The 16,799-nt window shown below is 32.4% G+C and carries 19 protein-coding genes; 8 read left to right on the forward strand and 11 right to left on the reverse strand.

Features of this window, described 5'->3' with window-relative positions; all coding sequences use genetic code 11:
• Positions 1–344: 344 nt before the first annotated feature.
• The 5 genes from AA088_RS13400 to AA088_RS18390 all read left to right on the forward strand — a co-directional run bounded on the left by AA088_RS13400 (position 345) and on the right by AA088_RS18390 (position 3,957).
• Entirely contained in the window at positions 345–1,538 is a 1,194-nt protein-coding gene (locus AA088_RS13400) for a hypothetical protein (RefSeq protein WP_046745540.1), read from the forward strand.
• A gap of 78 nt (positions 1,539–1,616) precedes the next feature.
• Entirely contained in the window at positions 1,617–2,498 is an 882-nt protein-coding gene (locus AA088_RS13405; RefSeq protein WP_394332094.1) for an IS1595 family transposase, read from the forward strand.
• A 4-nt stretch (positions 2,499–2,502) separates the two neighbouring features.
• The gene (locus AA088_RS13410) at positions 2,503–3,321 is read left to right on the forward strand and encodes a DUF4747 family protein (RefSeq protein ID WP_046745542.1); all 819 of its coding nucleotides are present in this window, start codon (positions 2,503–2,505) and stop codon (positions 3,319–3,321) included.
• On the forward strand, positions 3,318–3,839 hold the full coding sequence (locus tag AA088_RS13415; RefSeq protein ID WP_046745543.1) for a hypothetical protein: 522 nt from the start codon (positions 3,318–3,320) through the stop codon (positions 3,837–3,839). The genes AA088_RS13410 and AA088_RS13415 overlap by 4 nt, the downstream gene beginning before the upstream one ends.
• Complete coding sequence (locus AA088_RS18390) at positions 3,820–3,957, forward strand: hypothetical protein (protein WP_157547222.1); 138 nt, start codon at positions 3,820–3,822, stop codon at positions 3,955–3,957. Before AA088_RS13415 ends, AA088_RS18390 begins: the two co-directional genes overlap by 20 nt.
• On the opposite strand, the gene AA088_RS13420 is transcribed toward AA088_RS18390, so the two are convergent.
• Positions 3,958–4,176, reverse strand: coding sequence for a hypothetical protein (locus AA088_RS13420; RefSeq protein WP_046745544.1), 219 nt, complete (start codon positions 4,174–4,176; stop codon positions 3,958–3,960).
• A gap of 154 nt (positions 4,177–4,330) precedes the next feature.
• Between AA088_RS13420 and AA088_RS13425 the strand changes: the two genes are divergently transcribed.
• On the forward strand, positions 4,331–4,807 hold the full coding sequence (locus AA088_RS13425; protein ID WP_046745545.1) for a hypothetical protein: 477 nt from the start codon (positions 4,331–4,333) through the stop codon (positions 4,805–4,807).
• Positions 4,808–4,847: 40 nt separating this feature from the next.
• Here AA088_RS13425 and hisIE read toward each other — a convergent pair whose 3' ends face one another.
• From hisIE to hisG, 8 genes are all read right to left on the reverse strand, one after another.
• The gene (gene hisIE / locus AA088_RS13430) at positions 4,848–5,447 is read right to left on the reverse strand and encodes a bifunctional phosphoribosyl-AMP cyclohydrolase/phosphoribosyl-ATP diphosphatase HisIE (RefSeq protein WP_046745546.1); all 600 of its coding nucleotides are present in this window, start codon (positions 5,445–5,447) and stop codon (positions 4,848–4,850) included.
• 88 nt (positions 5,448–5,535) lie between these two features.
• A complete protein-coding gene (gene hisF, locus AA088_RS13435; protein WP_046745547.1) occupies positions 5,536–6,291 on the reverse strand; it encodes an imidazole glycerol phosphate synthase subunit HisF in 756 nt (251 codons plus the stop codon).
• A gap of 5 nt (positions 6,292–6,296) precedes the next feature.
• Positions 6,297–7,037: a 1-(5-phosphoribosyl)-5-[(5-phosphoribosylamino)methylideneamino]imidazole-4-carboxamide isomerase gene (hisA, locus tag AA088_RS13440; protein ID WP_046745548.1), complete on the reverse strand. Its 741-nt coding sequence runs from the start codon at positions 7,035–7,037 to the stop codon at positions 6,297–6,299.
• Between the two features lie 6 nt (positions 7,038–7,043).
• Positions 7,044–7,625 carry an imidazole glycerol phosphate synthase subunit HisH gene (hisH, locus tag AA088_RS13445; RefSeq protein ID WP_046745549.1) on the reverse strand — a complete coding sequence of 194 codons (582 nt, stop codon included), beginning with the start codon at positions 7,623–7,625 and terminating at the stop codon, positions 7,044–7,046.
• Positions 7,626–7,768: 143 nt separating this feature from the next.
• Positions 7,769–8,902 (reverse strand): bifunctional histidinol-phosphatase/imidazoleglycerol-phosphate dehydratase HisB, encoded by a 1,134-nt coding sequence (hisB, locus tag AA088_RS13450; protein WP_046745550.1) that lies wholly within the window; start codon positions 8,900–8,902, stop codon positions 7,769–7,771.
• A gap of 12 nt (positions 8,903–8,914) precedes the next feature.
• The gene (gene hisC / locus AA088_RS13455; protein WP_046745551.1) at positions 8,915–9,961 is read right to left on the reverse strand and encodes a histidinol-phosphate transaminase; all 1,047 of its coding nucleotides are present in this window, start codon (positions 9,959–9,961) and stop codon (positions 8,915–8,917) included.
• 2 nt (positions 9,962–9,963) lie between these two features.
• Positions 9,964–11,250 carry a histidinol dehydrogenase gene (hisD, locus tag AA088_RS13460; RefSeq protein ID WP_046745552.1) on the reverse strand — a complete coding sequence of 429 codons (1,287 nt, stop codon included), beginning with the start codon at positions 11,248–11,250 and terminating at the stop codon, positions 9,964–9,966.
• Positions 11,250–12,107 carry an ATP phosphoribosyltransferase gene (gene hisG, locus AA088_RS13465; protein WP_046745553.1) on the reverse strand — a complete coding sequence of 286 codons (858 nt, stop codon included), beginning with the start codon at positions 12,105–12,107 and terminating at the stop codon, positions 11,250–11,252. The genes hisD and hisG overlap by 1 nt, the downstream gene beginning before the upstream one ends.
• Before the next feature lie 339 nt (positions 12,108–12,446).
• Between hisG and AA088_RS17730 the strand changes: the two genes are divergently transcribed.
• A complete protein-coding gene (locus AA088_RS17730; RefSeq protein WP_157547224.1) occupies positions 12,447–13,286 on the forward strand; it encodes an OmpA family protein in 840 nt (279 codons plus the stop codon).
• A 4-nt stretch (positions 13,287–13,290) separates the two neighbouring features.
• Positions 13,291–13,854, forward strand: coding sequence for a hypothetical protein (locus AA088_RS17735; RefSeq protein ID WP_052752901.1), 564 nt, complete (start codon positions 13,291–13,293; stop codon positions 13,852–13,854).
• A gap of 132 nt (positions 13,855–13,986) precedes the next feature.
• Here the strand turns inward: AA088_RS17735 and AA088_RS13480 are convergent, their stop codons facing one another.
• Both AA088_RS13480 and AA088_RS13485 read right to left on the reverse strand, forming a co-directional pair.
• Positions 13,987–14,802 carry a prohibitin family protein gene (locus AA088_RS13480; protein WP_046745554.1) on the reverse strand — a complete coding sequence of 272 codons (816 nt, stop codon included), beginning with the start codon at positions 14,800–14,802 and terminating at the stop codon, positions 13,987–13,989.
• Positions 14,803–14,818: 16 nt separating this feature from the next.
• Positions 14,819–16,720 carry a vWA domain-containing protein gene (locus AA088_RS13485; RefSeq protein WP_241483413.1) on the reverse strand — a complete coding sequence of 634 codons (1,902 nt, stop codon included), beginning with the start codon at positions 16,718–16,720 and terminating at the stop codon, positions 14,819–14,821.
• Positions 16,721–16,799: the final 79 nt, after the last annotated feature.

Genomic DNA, 16,799 nt, shown 5'->3' on the forward strand with positions numbered 1-16,799 from the left:
CACTTCCCTAACCCAATTTATCAGTGGTATAACCGAATAGACCCTATTTTAGACCGCAACGAAGTATTTACTCAACCCATTCGAATGTCTAAAAAACACCAACTAATTCATATATAACCGCACTGAGCTATTTTAATGCCACTTCTTTACGATAACTATATATTTTAAAAGTATTTTTTTGGAAGTTTACGGAAAACCTCATTGTGTGTATGTGGTATTTATTTTACATTTATACAAAATAACAAGAAGTTGCTATACGTAGAGTTCCTGTTATATACCAAAATTTGGTATACAAAGAGGAGTTCCTGTTATGCGTACGTTGCCAGTAATGCTGACCAAAGCAAATGAATGAATTTAGAAGACAACATTTAATCGATAGAAAAAAAAGTATTGAAGAACTTTTTGAAAAAATTAAGGACAATCCGAATCCTGAAATAATCGATTTATGGATGCTTGATGAAGAACACTTCATTAAGTGGAGACAAATTCACGATTTCCCAAAGCTTTTAAAACACTTTGATTCCAATTTACTTTTATTTAAAGAATGGAAACAAGACCAGAATTTAACAGATAAAATAATAATTGAGTCAGGAGAACTAACACCTTTCCTTGAAAGAAAAAGATGGTCTAAAAAACGAAAACTATTTTTAACAAAACAAACCTGTAACGGAGTTATCAGAAATGTTGTATCATACACCAAATTAGAAGGAAAAAAACAGTATTTAGGACAGGAATTTCATTTCGAGCCAATTTCAGAATTTTATTCGTACCTCGATTGGTTGCAGCGTAGACAGAAATCTGAAAACATACTATATATTAATTCTCGAACAGCACCTGGTTTTGATTCAGAAAGTGTTTCTATTCACGCTGATGTTTATTCATCATCCAAAGATTTTGAATTATTAAAAATGGGGGGAATCGACATTCCAGTGAATGGCTTTGGTATATTAATGCGAGGAAAAAGATTAGAATTCGTAAATCTTTGTGGATTAAGACTTCAAGGGAGAATTTCTTTTGGAGAAGAAGGCAATTTGAGTTGTTCTTATTGTGCCTGTGATAATATGACTGCTTCAGAGTTAGATATGGCTTTACTTAACTTTAGCCATTGCTCTATGAATAATTTCCAAATTAACAATTCTAAAATTCAGCAATGGCAGTTTTATGATTGTAGATTAAACGGAGATTTCACAAATAATGAGTTCAGAAATATTGATGTAATAGGTGGTTTATTTACACCTGTGGTGAATGGTTGCACATTTTTAGATGTAAATGTTCACGAAGACAAGGCTATTGAAAACCATAATTTATATGCATATCAACTTTTAAAAAAGTCATATGTTGAGCAAGGGGATGACGATAGCGGAATAAAATATTTCGTTAAAGAACACGATTTCAAAAGAAGAAAATTAAAAGGCTGGAAATTCATAGGAAAAACTATAAGTGCCTTATATTGGGGCTACGGTAGGAAACCTCAAAGAATTATTTGGACATCATTGGTAATGATTTTAGGTAATTATATACTTGTTTTACCCAAATAAATTTCGTATATTTACATTGTAAATCAATCTATTATGTGTAAATCTAAGCAAAAAAAGTTTTCAAATTTAATCGAAGTAATGATACACTTTTCAGACAAAGAAGTTTGTAAAGAGTATTTAGCTAAAATGCGTTGGTCAAACGGTGTTGTTTGTCCTCATTGTGAGAATGACGAAAAGATTTACACTATGAAAAGCGGTTATAAGTGTGCTAAGTGTCGCAAACCTTTTTCAGTAACAAAAGGAACTATATTTGAGAATAGCGCAATACCATTACAAAAGTGGTTCGCCGCTATTTGGTTGATAACATCACATAAGAAAGGTATTTCATCTTTGCAGTTACATAGAGATTTAGGAATCACGCAAAAATCAGCTTGGTTTTTACTTCAAAGAATACGTTATGCAGTACGTACCAAGTCTTTTAATAAGCCATTAGAGAACATTGTAGAATTGGATGAAACCTACATTGGCGGAAAGAACAAAAACCGTCATGCAAATAAGAAAGTTTCTAACGCACAAGGTAGAAGTACAAAAGATAAAACGCCTGTATTTGGATTAGTAGAAAGAAACGGACGTTTAACAGCTATGAGAGTGCGAAACACAACAAAAGCAACTGTTATGCCTATCATTACTAAAAACGTAAGTTTAGACGCTAAAATTATGACTGATGAATGGAAAGCGTATAACGGTTTATCAAGTCTTTACGCTCATGAAATAGTGAAACACGGACAGGGCGAATATGTAGTAGGAAAGTGTCACACAAATACAATTGAGGGTTTTTGGTCACTTTTAAAGCGTGGAATAATTGGAATATATCACAATGTAAGTTCTAAGCATTTAGACGCTTATGTAGATGAATTTGAATACAGATACAATACAAAAAATATTACATGTGTTGAGCGTTTTGATAATATGTTATCTTTGTGTAATTCACGAATAACATATAATCAACTAATCAACTAGCTTAATGGAAACTTTTTATTTTGGAAGATTAAACTATAATAACAAAAAACAAACAGACTTAAAGTCACTATTAAAAGGAAACTCTTTTTATAGACCTAAAAAAAGCAATTATAAGTATGGTATTTTTTGTGTCGAAGAAATAAATGATGATGATTTAGGTAAAATATATACTGGTGAACTTGTCAAAATACAAGATTTAAAAGAGGAGGAAGTTGTAAAGGAACATGAGATAACAAACGAGTATATACCTGATGTTATATCAGGAAAATCAAGATTTTATCTATTGGAAAAAAGTCATATTATAGCCTACAACCCTTATGGTAAAATAATTAGTCCTAAGGCTTTTTGCCAAACATTTGTAGGTGTTTTGATGCTTTCAGATGACAGTTTAAAAATAGATGCTGAAATATATCCAATAAATGATGAATATGAGTTTGTAAATTTCCTAAAAAAAATGACAACTATAAGTAATATAGCGTTAAATTTAACACCTTCAAATCCTGAAAATAGAGATATTTGGAAAGTTACAGATGACCGTTTAAACAGTATGAATGCAGGTAGTTATAGTGAAAAAATAAAAGCAAAACCAAATCAAAGTTTGATTATTGATGAATTGACCGAGTCAAAAATAGCTATGGCAGAAGATGGGTATGGAAAAGTAGTTGCAAAAGGAACAGATGAAAACGGAGATTCTGTTGAAATAAGCACTGAAAGGAAAGAATCAGTAATAAAAAAAGAGATATTTAAAGACTTAATGCAGAGTGACCAATTAAAAGCTCTTAAAAAAGTGTTTATGAAGATTTTAGACAGATTTAAAAAATGAAAAAAAAGTTAACAGAAATATTTAGAACTTACATATATTCTTATGACACTATTATAGCTGTTACACTTACAATATTGTGTGTGTTTTTTATGCCGAGCTGGACTAAAGGCGAATTAATAAAGGATTTATTAGGCATGGGTATTGGTGTAATATCAATTGTTTTTTCAATATTTTTTGCCGCATTAGCTTTTATAATAGGAGCTAGTGACGATGAGTTTGTTTCCTTTTTAGAAGAATACGGACTTTTTACAAAGCTTATTAATACTTTTAAGTGGACTGTTTTCAGTTTGTTTGTTTCATTACTATACTCGATAATAATATATGTAATAATTGCCTTTAAACTATCTGAAAGCAAAACTTTTATATTTCATGAAACTTTAATAACTATATTTTGCTTTTTGTTTTTTTATAGTTTAATTGCAACAATGCAATCCACAAACGATGCGATAAAATACGCTAAAAGAAGAATTAAATTTACCCAAATAAAAAAAGCAAACAGTGAACAAAAAGAAAACTAAATACGAAAAGCCTTTACAAGTAGACATGAACTTTGATGAAATGATGCAAAGACTTTCTAACGTTGATAAAAAAGAGGTTGACAGTAAAATTAAGAAGTCAACCAAAAAGAAAAAATAACTACTTCTTATTAAAGATTTCTAACAGTTCTAAACCGTTTTTGAAATTCTCTTTGATTTCTTCCATGTCTACTACGGAACTCATGGAAGCCATATTTAATACATACAACTTCATAGACTGTTTTAACACATCTTCTAAGAGTGGAATTGCTTCGCTTTTAGGGTTCTCCTTTTGAATGATTTTTATTGCGTTTATGATAGAATTGATGTTGTCCTGCATTGCTATAAGTTTTGGATTATACAAATATAGCATTTTAAAGAAATATTTTACAGATTTTATATTTTAGGAGGAAGTAGGGTTTATGCTATTTGGGTAAAAGTAGTATATAGTCGCCATTTTTAAAAGCTACCCTCTAAACAAATCTCCTTTTCCTGTGGCAGAATATGATTATGCCGTAGCTAGCACTCCTTTTGTAATTGAAAAAGACTCTTCTATTTTTAAAGGCGTAAGAATCGGAGAATATGAAAATCCTGAGAGTGATAAAATAATTGAAAAACTGACTTTACTGATACTGACAAATGATAGAGATGCTGAAGAAACTACATTAGTTGATTCTCGAAATTATCCTTATTTAACAGCACAAGGAACATTTAAAGTAAAAGACAATGAATTTGATTGGGTATTTTCAGCAAGTCCTGATGGATTTTCTACGTTGTTATTAAATATGAAACTTTTTGATATACGATTTGGAGAAACCATCATTATTTATCCTCAAAAAGACAAGTCGTTTATTTATGAGCAAATTAAAGATTCTCCAAATAATTATGAGAATTTCGAAAGCTTTGAAAAATCAATCATGAATAACCCAAAAGTGAAACAGCAACTAACATCTAAAAAGAATCGTAAGTAAATACAAAATACTAATAGCTCTTGGTACATCCTTTAGTACATTACTTTTTACGTTCTTTTAATACATTGACAATATCGTTCAGTTTATACCCTTTTGCTTGGAGCAAAATCAAGTAGTGAAATAATAAATCGGCACTTTCATTTAAAAACAATTCATCATTGTCATCTTTTGCTTCAATTACAGTTTCCACTGCTTCCTCTCCTACTTTTTGGGCAATTTTATTAATTCCTTTTCGAAATAATGATGCTACATAGCTTTTTTCATCTTCTTGGTTTTCTTTGCGATTTTGAATGGTAGCTTCCAACTGACTTAAATAACCAAACGACATCGTATTTTTTTCATTCCAACATGTGTCAGAACCTGTGTGGCAGGTTGGGCCAACAGGTTGGACTTTAATCAATAAGGTATCCTCATCGCAATCATTTTGAATGCTTACTAAGTTTAGATAGTTTCCGCTTTCTTCGCCTTTGGTCCACAAGCGTTGTTTTGTTCTGCTGAAAAAAGTCACTTTTTTTGTTTCAATACTTTTTCTGTATGCTTCTTCATTCATGTATCCTAGCATGAGAACATTTTTCGTTTCATTATCTTGGATAATTACAGGTACTAATCCGTTGTTATTCTTATTAAAGTTGATGTTCATTTTGTTTGTTTAGCTCTTAGTTATTTATTGTGTGTTGTGTTGAAGTTAATTTAAAATTCATCATTCAACAATCAGCATTTTAAAAGAATTAAATTCTCACATTAATGCCTTGTTGTTTGAGACTCATTTTTAATTCAGGGATTCCAATTTCTTTAAAGTGAAATATACTTGCAGCCAATGCCGCATCAGCATTTCCTTTAATAAATGCATCTTTAAAATGTGTTATATTTCCAGCGCCACCAGATGCTATGATAGGAATATTAACAATTTTAGATAGTTTTTTGAGAGCTTCATTCGCAAAACCATCTTTTGTTCCATCATTGTCCATCGAAGTGAACAGAATTTCTCCTGCTCCGCGTTTTTCTACTTCTTTAGCCCAATCAAACAGTTTTATTTTTGTTGGAACTTTTCCTCCAACCAAATGCACAAGCCATTCACCTTCAACTTGTTTAGCGTCAATTGCTACTACGATGCATTGATTCCCAAATTTAGAAGACAATTCATTGATTAATTCAGGGCGATTAACCGCCGCAGAATTGATGGATACTTTATCTGCACCCGCTTGCAATAATCTGTCCACATCTGCTATAGAAGCAATACCACCACCAACTGTAAATGGAATATCTACTTGTGCAGCCACGTCTAATACTAGTTTTTGCAATGTTTTTCTGCGTTCTTCGGTTGCAGAAATATCCAAGAAAACTAATTCGTCTGCGCCTTGATTTGCGTATATTTTAGCCAATTCTACAGGATTGCCTGCATCTCGAAGGTTTACAAAATTCACACCTTTTACAGTGCGCCCATTTTTAATATCCAAACACGGAATGATTCGTTTTGTAAGCATGTTTTTTAGAGTAACGTTTCTAATTGTTTGAGTGAAATTTTATTTTCATAGATTGCTTTTCCAATAATTACACCTTCACAACCTAGTTCGTTAAGTTTAGGCAATTCGTCAAAACTTGAAATTCCGCCAGAAGCAATTAACTTGAGAGGTTTTAATTGGTTTTTAGCAGTGCTTGAAGAGACTTTTAAAATTTTTTTATATACATCAAATGATGGTCCTTCTAACATTCCATCTTTGGCTATATCTGTACAAATTACATACTGAATTCCTTTTTGTTGATATTTTTGAATAAACGGAATAAGTTCTTCTTCGCTTTCTTCTTGCCAACCACTGATGGCTATTTTTTCATTGTTTGCGTCGGCACCTAAAATGATTTGTTCGCTACCATATTTTTCAATCCAATATGTAAATTTTTGTTCGTCTTTTACAGCAATACTACCTCCTGTAATTTGCTTTGCGCCACTTTCAAAAGCAATGTGCAAATCTTCATCCGATTTTAATCCGCCACCAAAGTCAATATGCAAATTGGTCTTTCCAGCAATTTGCTCTAACACTTTGTAGTTTACAATATGTTTTGCTTTTGCTCCATCAAGATCAACCATATGCAAGTACTGAATTCCTGCGTCTTCAAATTGTTTTGCAACTTCTAATGGATGTTCATTGTATATTTTTTTAGTATCATAATCACCTTTGGAAAGTCGCACACATTTTCCATCTATTATATCAATTGCTGGGATGATTCTCATGATTTTTTATAGTTTTAAAAAGTTTTCTAAAAGTTTACTACCTGCTTTGCTACTCTTTTCCGGGTGAAATTGTACCCCATAAAAGTTATTTTTCTGTAAAGCTGAAGCATATGGAATATCATATTCAGTTTCTGCAATCATTTCTGAGCATTTTTTTGCATAAAAACTGTGAACCAAATACATATATTCATTTTCGCGAATACCATCAAATAGAGTTCCTTTGACATTTTTTATAGTATTCCAACCAATTTGAGGCACTTTTACATGTTGGGAAAAGCGAACAACTTCTGTATCGAAAATTCCTAATCCTTGTGTATTTCCTTCTTCTGAAGCATTACACATGAGTTGCATACCTAAACAAATTCCCAATACAGGTTGTTGTAAAGTTGGAATAATAGTGTCTAGACCATTTTCTTTTAGCATTCTCATCGCACTACTCGCCTCGCCTACACCTGGAAATATTATGTTGTCTGCGCATTTTATTTCTGCTGCTTTATTACTCAAAATAGCTTCTACTCCAAGTCGTTGCAAAGCAAATTTGATACTTTGTATGTTTCCCGCGCCGTAATTTATGATGATTGTTTTCATTTTTGTTGGTTGTTCATTGTTCTCTATTCGTCATGTTTCGAAGTAGTTCTCAATACAAAATTCGTTTAGAGTTTTCCTCAATTTAACGATTAGAAAAAAACAACTTTTACATTGAAAATTTAATATTCGACATTTATAATTTCTTAAAGCAATCCTTTGGTAGATGGTAAAATCATTTTTTCTACATCACGCTTTACAGCAGCTTTGATTGCTTTGGCAAATGCTTTGAAGATTGCTTCAATTTTGTGATGTTCGTTGATTCCTTCTGCTTTGATATTTAGATTCGCTTTAGCACCATCTGTAAACGATTTGAAGAAATGATAAAACATTTCTGTAGGCATTTTTCCAATCATTTCACGTTTAAACTCAGCTTCCCAAACCAACCAATTTCGTCCGCCAAAATCAATGGCTACTTGTGCCAAACAGTCATCCATAGGCACACAGAAACCATAACGCTCTATGCCAAGCTTGCTACCTAACGCCTTTGCAAAGATTTCTCCAAGCGCAATTGCTGTATCTTCAATTGTGTGATGTTCATCTACTTCTAAATCACCTTTTACACTAATGTGTAAATCCAACTGACCGTGACGAGCTATTTGATCGAGCATGTGATCGAAAAATGCAATTCCAGTATCAATATTTGAAGTTCCAGTTCCGTCTAAGTTGAGGTCTATCTGAATTTTCGTTTCGTTTGTATTTCGTGTCAAAGATGCTTTTCGTTCTTTGGCTTTTAAAAAGGCATAAATTTCGTCCCAATTATTGGATTCTAGCGCAATGAAATTATCTAATTCAGAACGTTTTACCGTAATTTCGTCTGTTCCTAAAAATGTTTCATCATTGATATAAATTCCTTTTGCTCCTAAATTTTTTGCTAATTCAATATCTGTCAAACGATCTCCTATGACAAATGAATTTGCCAAATCATATTCTTCAGAAAAATATTCGGTTAATAGTCCTGTATTAGGCTTTCGTGTTGGCGCATTATCTTTGGCAAATGTTCGATCAATTACAATCTTATTGAATGCAATTTCTTCTCCTTTTAAAGTTTGTAACATAAAATTATGCACAGGCCAAAAAGTTTCTTCTGGGTATACTTCCGTACCTAAGCCATCTTGATTGGTAATCATGACTAATTCGAAATCTAACTCATTCGCAATTTTACGTAGTGCAGATAAGGCTTTGGGATAAAAAACCAGCTTTTCAAAACTGTCAATTTGTTCATCTGCAGGCTCCTTGATAATCGTTCCATCACGATCAATAAATAATACTCGTTTCATAGGTATATTTTTTTAAGCAATTTCTTTGAATGCATTTATTAGATTTAGATTCTCACGTTCTGTTCCAACTGTTATTCGCAAACAATTTTCACATAAAGGCTGCGTGGTTCTATTTCGGATAACAATTCCTTTTTCAATTAGCTGATTGTACCGCAAATTCGCATCATCAACCTTTACTAACATAAAATTTGCATCCGATGGATATATTTTTTCAATAAAAGAGATGTTTGGCAATGTGTCAAGTAGTAGCTTTTTGTTGGCATTGATTTTAGCAATTTCACGTTCTACATTTTCATAATTTTCTAATCGTTCCAACGCTTTTTGCTGTGTGAGTTCATTTACATTATACGGCGGTTTAATTCTATTTAAAATTTCCACGATAGTGTGCGAAGCATAACAGATTCCCAATCTGATGCCTGCCATTCCGTACGCTTTGGAAAGCGTTTGTGTAATGACAAGATTAGGAAATTCTTCTAGCCTATTCAACCAACTTTTTTCTCTAGAAAAGTCTGTATATGCTTCGTCTATCACTATCAATCCATTAAATTCTTTGAGTAATTTTTCAACACTTTGTGCATCAAAACTATTTCCTGTAGGATTATTGGGAGAACACAGAAAAAGAATTTTACTTTTTGCATTTGCCCTATTTAGAATCTCATTTATATTGGGTTGAAAATTTGCTGATAGCAACACCTCTTTTGTTTCAATATTGTTGATATCTGATAATACTTTGTACATTCCATATGTAGGTGGTAGTATGATAACATTATCTTCTTTAGGTTCACAAAACGCTCGAAAAATAAGGTCCAAGATTTCATCGCTTCCATTACCTAGTACAATTTGATTCGGATTACATTTTTTGATGCTTGCAAGAACTTGTTTTACATCTTTTTGTTTGGGATCTGGATATCGATTCACACCATTTTCATATGGGTTTTCGTTTGCATCCAAAAATATCATATCGGTTTCTATTGCTTTGTATTCATCCCTTGCAGAAGAATACGGCTTAAGTGTTTTTATGTTGTCTCTAACGAGAGAATTTAAATTGAATGTGCCCATTTTTAGTTTATTAAACTGTTCAATCGTAATGTTACAGCGTTTTTGTGTGCTTCCAGCCCTTCTGCAGCAGCCATCTGTTCTATAGCTTTTCCAATATTTTGTATGCCTTGTTTAGTAATTTTTTGAAACGTCACACTTTTTTGAAAACTGGCTAGGTTTACACCCGAATATGCTTTTGCGTATCCGTTGGTTGGTAGTGTATGATTTGTGCCAGAAGCATAATCGCCTGCACTTTCAGGCGTGTAATTGCCAATAAATACTGAACCTGCATTTTGTATCCCATTGCTGTAGAATTCTTCATTTTTCATACAAATGATAAAGTGTTCTGGACCATATTCGTTGATTAAATTCAATGCGGTTTGATCATCCTCAACATAAATAAGTTTTGAATTTTCAATGGCTTTTGCCGCAATTTCTTTTCGTGGTAATTTGTCTAATTGTGTTTCTACGGCAGTTTCTACAGCATTCAAAAATTCTTTTGAAGTTGTTACTAAAATCACTTGACTATCAGTTCCATGTTCGGCTTGACTTAATAAATCAGAAGCGACAAATTCAGCATTTGCACTATCATCTGCAACGACTAACAATTCACTTGGCCCTGCAGGCATATCAATTGCTACACCATATTTGGTGGCTAATTGCTTGGCTACAGTAACAAATTGATTTCCTGGGCCAAATATTTTATATACTTTCGGAATGGTTTCTGAGCCAAAAGTCATTGCGGCAATCGCTTGAATACCACCAACTTTATAAATTTTAGTAATTCCGCACAATTGTGCCGTATATAATATTGCTGGATTAATAGTTCCCTCTTTATTGGGAGGAGAACATAAAATAATTTCTTCGCAGCCAGCAATGGTAGCTGGAATTGCAAGCATTAAAATTGTAGAAAACAACGGAGCTGTTCCTCCAGGAATATACAGACCTACTTTTTGAATAGCCCTTTTTTCTTGCCAACAATGTACACCTTGCATCGTTTCAACCGAAACTTTTTTTGCTTCTTGAGCAGCGTGAAATTTTGTAATATTATCTTTGGCTACCGCAATAGATTCTTTTAATTCATCAGAAATAGTATTTGCTGCAGTATTAATTTCAGCTTGACTGACAACAAAGTCGTTCAACAAAACATTGTCAAAGAATGAAGTGTATTTTTTGATAGCTTGATCGCCATTTTTTTGTACTTCCGAGAAGATTTGCGAAACAGTTGCTTCTATATCATCTACAGTTTGTGTGGGTCTTTCGAGGATTGTAGACCAAGTTTCTGGTTGTGGGTTAATTATTTTTTTCATTAGAGTACCATTTTTTCGATTGGACAAACTAAAATTCCTTCTGCACCGTTTTGTTTGAGTTCATCTATGACTTCCCAAAAATCTTCTTTTTTAATCACAGAGTGTAGTGAACTCCAGCCTTTTTCAGCCAATGGAAGAATTGTTGGACTTTTTAATACAGGTAATATTTTACTAACAGCTTCAATTTTTTCATTTGGCACATTGAGAAGAATATATTTTGATGTGCGCGCTGTAAGTACAGATTGAATGCGAAATTGCAGCTGATTGAGAAGTTTTTTCTGAGCCGCTTGTATTTTAGGAGAAACTGCCAGAACAGCTTCGCTCGTAAGCATAATTTCAACTTCTTTAAGATTGTTTTTAAACAATGTACTTCCAGTAGAAACAATATCACAAATAGCATCAGCTAATCCGATATTTGGAGCAATTTCTACCGAACCGTTTATAATGTGCAAATCGGCGGTAACTCCTTTTTCCTTTAAATAGGTTTTTACTGTATTTGGATAAGAGGTTGCTATTCGCTTTCCTTCCAAATCTTTAACAGAAGTGTACACATCATTTTTAGGAATTGCTAGTGAAACTCTACATTTAGAAAATCCTAGCTTTTCTGCAACCGCAATTTGTTCTCCTTTTTCTACAAGAACATTTTCCCCTATAATTGCAACATCTACTACTCCATCTCGTAAATATTGAGGAATGTCTCCATTTCGTAAATAAAAAACTTCTAAAGGAAAATTGCGTGCCGTGGCTTTCAGTTGATCTTTTCCATTATCGATGGAAATCCCGCAATCTTTTAAAATTTTGAGCGAATCTTCGTTGAGACGCCCCGATTTTTGAATAGCAATTTTTAACTTGTTCATAAGATTTGTTAGTAATGCTCGAGTACAAAATTGGGGCAATAAAAAAACCCGTTTGATGTACTCAAACGGGTTTTTAATATATGTTGAATTACTTCACTACATTATCAGCTCGCTTGAGGGCAAGTATGAAAATGATGATGATGTAATTGAATAAATGACATGTTTTGTTTTTTGTTGCTACAAATGTAACTAATATTTTTTGTTGTGCACAAGTGTTTTTTTAAAAATATTTTTTGCTGTTTATCGAAAATATGAGATAGTAAATTGATTTTTAGCAAATTTCAATTGCGGAATCAAAATGAATTTTTAATTTTAGAAACATTAATAGCCAACCCACTCATGAAACATTTTTTTATTGCTTTTGTATGCTTATGTACATGGCTTTATTTTGGTGTTCGTTATTACGAATGCAATGTAAAAAAGCTTTGTGACACACCTGTTGTGGAGGAAACTTCAACGCCAAAAGTGGTAGAAGAAAAAAAGATAGAAAAGCCTCTTACCTATTTACCTTTTCTAATATCGAAAAATAGCGACACAATTCAAATAATGAATGAAAAAGAAGATTCTTTACAGTCTTTTTTTGACTTCTTAAATGAAAATCAGCGAGAAGAATTAATTATTACTTCATATTTTAATACCGAAGAAAAAGGGACTGATGCAATAAAACGAGGAGAAAATGTAAAAACTATTCTAAAGAATTTTGGCATCAATCCTGATCGAATTGTATTGCAAACTCAACGGCAAGACTTTGATTTTTCTGCTGAAGATAAATTTGAAAAAGCGTTTTCTTATGAATACCAAACAATGTCTGAAGAACGTATTAATACGATAGACAAAGGCATAGCTTCTAAAATTTTATATGCTGGTTTTGGCTCTAAGACATTTACTCCAGATAATACTCTGAATGCATATGCAATTGAGCTTAAAAATTATTTAGCCAAGCATCCAACAAAACGTGTTCAAATTATCGGACATACTGATAGTAATGGTGAAGCAGAAGATAATATGTGGTATGGTAAAGAACGTGCCAAAAGTGTAATGCAGTATTTCATCTCACAAGGAATTGACGGCGAAAAACTGAGCATTTTTTCTAAAGGAGAAACCACTCCGATAGCTCCCAATACAACATTGGAAGGACAACGATTGAATAGACGAATAGAAATTAATATAACTGATTGATATTATGCCACTTTTATTTTTACAAGAATTAGCACCTGTTTCAAGTTGGGAATATTTTATTGTTTTCTTACTTGGTTTTGGGTGTTTTTTAATTGGATGGATATTTTCCAAGCGCAGTACAAAACGTAAATATCAAAAGTTGTTGGATGAATGTGAGTCTAAAAAAGCCGAAATTATCAATACTAATTATGCTCCTTCTGAAGGTGTTAGAGCTGTAAAAACACGTGAACGTTCAGGGAAAGCGGTAGATAGTTCTAAAGAAACCGTTGTAGATATAGAGAATTCTCCATTAAATTTTGATAGAATTGGCGTTTTTGATGGCTCTCAAAAAGACGATCTTAAGCGTATTAAAGGTGTCGGACCATTTATTGAAGAGAAATTAAATACAATTGGAATTTACACATTTGAGCAAATTAGTAGATTCAATAAAGAAGACATGCAAACTGTAACAGAGTTAATTTCTTTTTTTCCAGGCCGCATTGAACGTGACGATTGGAAAGGACAAGCAAATATGTTGAAAAAAGGTGGTGATACAGATTTTAGTAAACGTTTAAGTTCAGACAAATAAAAAAGATTAATATATTTTTAAAATGTAGGTTAGCTAACTTTTTATTTTACGCTTTCTTAATCTAAATTACTCATAAACAACAAAGGGAAACTATAAGCCAGTTTCCCTTTATTTTTTGAATGTTATGCTTTTTTATTGATTGCCTAGAATTATTGGTAAACCACTATCGCCAGATCCGATAACAATTACTTTACTGTTAGGAGATTCAGACAGTTTCATCGTAGCTTCAATTCCTTTGTCTTGTAAAATTTTGTCTGTCAAAGAAGCGCTTAAAATTCTATTTGCATCGGCTTTACCTTGTGCTTCAATACGTACTTTTTCAGCTTCTTTTTGGGCTGTTACCAGTCTAAATTCATATTCTAATGATTCTTGTTCTTGTTTTAGTTTTCGCTCAATTGCTTCTTTGATAGTTGAAGGTAGTTTTACATCTCTAATAAGAACTCTTTCCAAAATAATATATTGATCTTCAACGATTTTTTTAGTCTCTTCAAAAATTTCATTCTGAATAGCATCACGTTTACTTGAGTATAATTGTTCAGGTGTATAACGTCCAACTACACTACGAGCAGCACTTCTTACAGCTGGTTGTAATACTCGAGTAAGGTAACTTTCTCCTTTCTCATTATGCAATTTTCCTAAATTATTAACATCAGGCATATACTGTACTGAAGCATCTAATTTAATATCTAAACCATTTGAGGATAGTACAGACATAGTTTCTGGTACTTCTTGTAAACGTATTTCATAATCAATAACTCTATTCCAAGGCGCAATTAAGTGAAAACCTGGACGAAGAGCTTCATCTTGTGAATCAACTCCATTCCCCAATGTTTTATATAACACAGCAGCGTGTCCTGCATCAATCGTAACTGCTGATTTTGCAATCAATATAATAACAGCAATAGCAACAATTAGTATAGGTATTCCAATTTTAGGTAATTTATCCATAATATGTGTTTTTATTTTATATGAGTCCGTAATATTTCCTTAAAAACCATTCTAGTGCAAGTAATAGCGCTATAAAAGCTAGTAAATATTTCCAGTCTATCAAAGATACGACCTTTTCATTACTTTTTTCGATAGATTTAAAACGTTGATCTGTAATTAATGCAGTACGTATTGATTCAAAGTTACTGTCAATATAGAATGCTTTACCCTCTGTTTTTTCTGCAATAGCTTGAAGTCGTTTTGTATCAGCATTCAAAAATTGTTGTTCTATATCAAATGCTAAAATTTCAAATTTACCAGATTTGCTTATGTTTTTTCCTTCTACGCGAATTGTAAAAGTGTAAGCTCCAGGAGGCAGACTATTAAGGTCTACTGTGTAAAAACCCGTTCCAGGAAGCATTGGATATGTAGTAATTAACTCAGTATCGGTGTTTTTAATGATTGCCGTTACATTAGCATTTTCATCAAATTCATAAGAAGGATTAAAGTATTGAGCTGTTAATTGTATCGCCTGATTTCCATAGTAGAACGATTCATAATTTACTGTAAGTCGTTCTCTTTTTTTGTTAGACGCTACATACTGAATCAGTTTACCTAAAAAGGTATCAAACTCTTCAAAGTCTCCTTGAGAGAGAAAACTTTGCGCACGCCATTTCCATATATTTTCGCCAGATAGAATGGCTGCTTTTTTTCCATTATCTGTATAGGTAGAAAGTAGGCTTCCTTCAGTAGAAACACCAGAGATGACTTGTGAAAGTATTATTTCGTGAGCTACATTAAATTCTACATTTCCAAAAGTATTTTCTAATGGAGGATATTCTGAAAAATCAATAGTATCAATTAAAAAATTTGTATAATTAGTATGTAACTGTCCTTGAACTTCTTCTGTTTCTGAAATTTTTCTTTTTTTGAAATTTGACTGAATTTGATTCAAAAAGTTCCAATCAGTTTTTGTTCCTGTAATTGTAAAAATATTTTTTTCAAATCGCTGAATACGCTCATAAACCGAACGAAATGAGCTAGTAGGTTGGTATAGAATAATTAATTGATAATCATTTAGCTGATCAGACACTTCGCTTGTTTTAAGAATGTCTACTTGACGTAACTCATTACTTTCTATACTCTTTTTAAGAGCTCCAAGATCCGGATGTATAATATCTGAAACGATTGCTATTTTTACTTTTTGATCAATTACTTCTACTGCAAAATAACGGGAATTGTTTTGTTTGTTTTTTTCTTCTTCTAATGGTTGAACTATTGCTTGAAATGTTTGTACACCTATTTGTGAAGCTGAAATGTTAAAGTTGATTACTTCTGAAGTATTTGTTGCCGAAAAATGGACTTGCTTGTTTGCCAATCGTTTTCCATTGGCAGTAAGAGATACATTTGTAGTTATTGGTTGATTTCCTGTATAGTTTACAATAATTTCAACAGGAAACTTATTTTTTAGATATGCATATTTGTTTGCGTTTAGCTGAGAAATTTTCAGGTCAACATAAGTAATCGTATCTCCTACAATTACAGGAAAAATGGGTTGTTTAGAATCTGATGTTATATACTGATAATCATTTCCATAAGTCTGATTCCCATCTGTGATTAGCAATGTAGGTGCAATAGCATTTTTATAAAGGTTACGTATATCTTTCAGTGCTTTTCCTATATTGGTTTGCGTCCCTAAAAAGGTAATCGAATCGTGTTTTTGTACTTCTTTATCAAAAATATACGTATCAATATCAAACTTTTCTTGTAGCTCTTTAGAATTTTGCAATTGTTGTACAAAATTTTTCACTTTCTGATTGTAGCCCAAAGCTTGAACAGAGGAAGAATTGTCAATAGCGACAGTCAGCACAGGTTTTTCCGTATAATAACTTCTCTGTTTGAATTTTGGATTGATAATTAATAAAAATAGAGCAAACACACTAAGAAATCTCAAAAACGAAAAAAGCACTAATTTTTTAGTGCGTTTTTTCGTTTTGTAGTAGTAGTGAAATATCGCT

The organism is Kordia zhangzhouensis, assembly GCF_001005305.1.
Taxonomy (GTDB): domain Bacteria; phylum Bacteroidota; class Bacteroidia; order Flavobacteriales; family Flavobacteriaceae; genus Kordia; species Kordia zhangzhouensis.

Excerpts from the sequence above, each read along its gene's own strand:
- AA088_RS13420 (WP_046745544.1), bottom strand. The coding sequence starts at position 4,176 with ATGCAGGACAACATCAATTCTATCATAAACGCAATAAAAATCATTCAA.
- AA088_RS17735 (WP_052752901.1), top strand. The coding sequence starts at position 13,291 with ATGCCACTTTTATTTTTACAAGAATTAGCACCTGTTTCAAGTTGGGAA.
- AA088_RS17730 (WP_157547224.1), top strand. The coding sequence starts at position 12,447 with ATGAAACATTTTTTTATTGCTTTTGTATGCTTATGTACATGGCTTTAT.
- AA088_RS13410 (WP_046745542.1), top strand. The coding sequence starts at position 2,503 with ATGGAAACTTTTTATTTTGGAAGATTAAACTATAATAACAAAAAACAA.
- hisIE (WP_046745546.1), bottom strand. The coding sequence starts at position 5,447 with ATGAACATCAACTTTAATAAGAATAACAACGGATTAGTACCTGTAATT.
- AA088_RS13480 (WP_046745554.1), bottom strand. The coding sequence starts at position 14,802 with ATGGATAAATTACCTAAAATTGGAATACCTATACTAATTGTTGCTATT.
- hisC (WP_046745551.1), bottom strand. The coding sequence starts at position 9,961 with ATGGGCACATTCAATTTAAATTCTCTCGTTAGAGACAACATAAAAACA.
- hisH (WP_046745549.1), bottom strand. The coding sequence starts at position 7,625 with ATGAAAACAATCATCATAAATTACGGCGCGGGAAACATACAAAGTATC.
- hisG (WP_046745553.1), bottom strand. The coding sequence starts at position 12,107 with ATGAACAAGTTAAAAATTGCTATTCAAAAATCGGGGCGTCTCAACGAA.
- hisB (WP_046745550.1), bottom strand. The coding sequence starts at position 8,902 with ATGAAACGAGTATTATTTATTGATCGTGATGGAACGATTATCAAGGAG.
- AA088_RS13415 (WP_046745543.1), top strand. The coding sequence starts at position 3,318 with ATGAAAAAAAAGTTAACAGAAATATTTAGAACTTACATATATTCTTAT.
- hisA (WP_046745548.1), bottom strand. The coding sequence starts at position 7,037 with ATGAGAATCATCCCAGCAATTGATATAATAGATGGAAAATGTGTGCGA.
- AA088_RS13405 (WP_394332094.1), top strand. The coding sequence starts at position 1,617 with ATGATACACTTTTCAGACAAAGAAGTTTGTAAAGAGTATTTAGCTAAA.
- AA088_RS13400 (WP_046745540.1), top strand. The coding sequence starts at position 345 with ATGAATGAATTTAGAAGACAACATTTAATCGATAGAAAAAAAAGTATT.
- hisD (WP_046745552.1), bottom strand. The coding sequence starts at position 11,250 with ATGAAAAAAATAATTAACCCACAACCAGAAACTTGGTCTACAATCCTC.
- hisF (WP_046745547.1), bottom strand. The coding sequence starts at position 6,291 with ATGCTTACAAAACGAATCATTCCGTGTTTGGATATTAAAAATGGGCGC.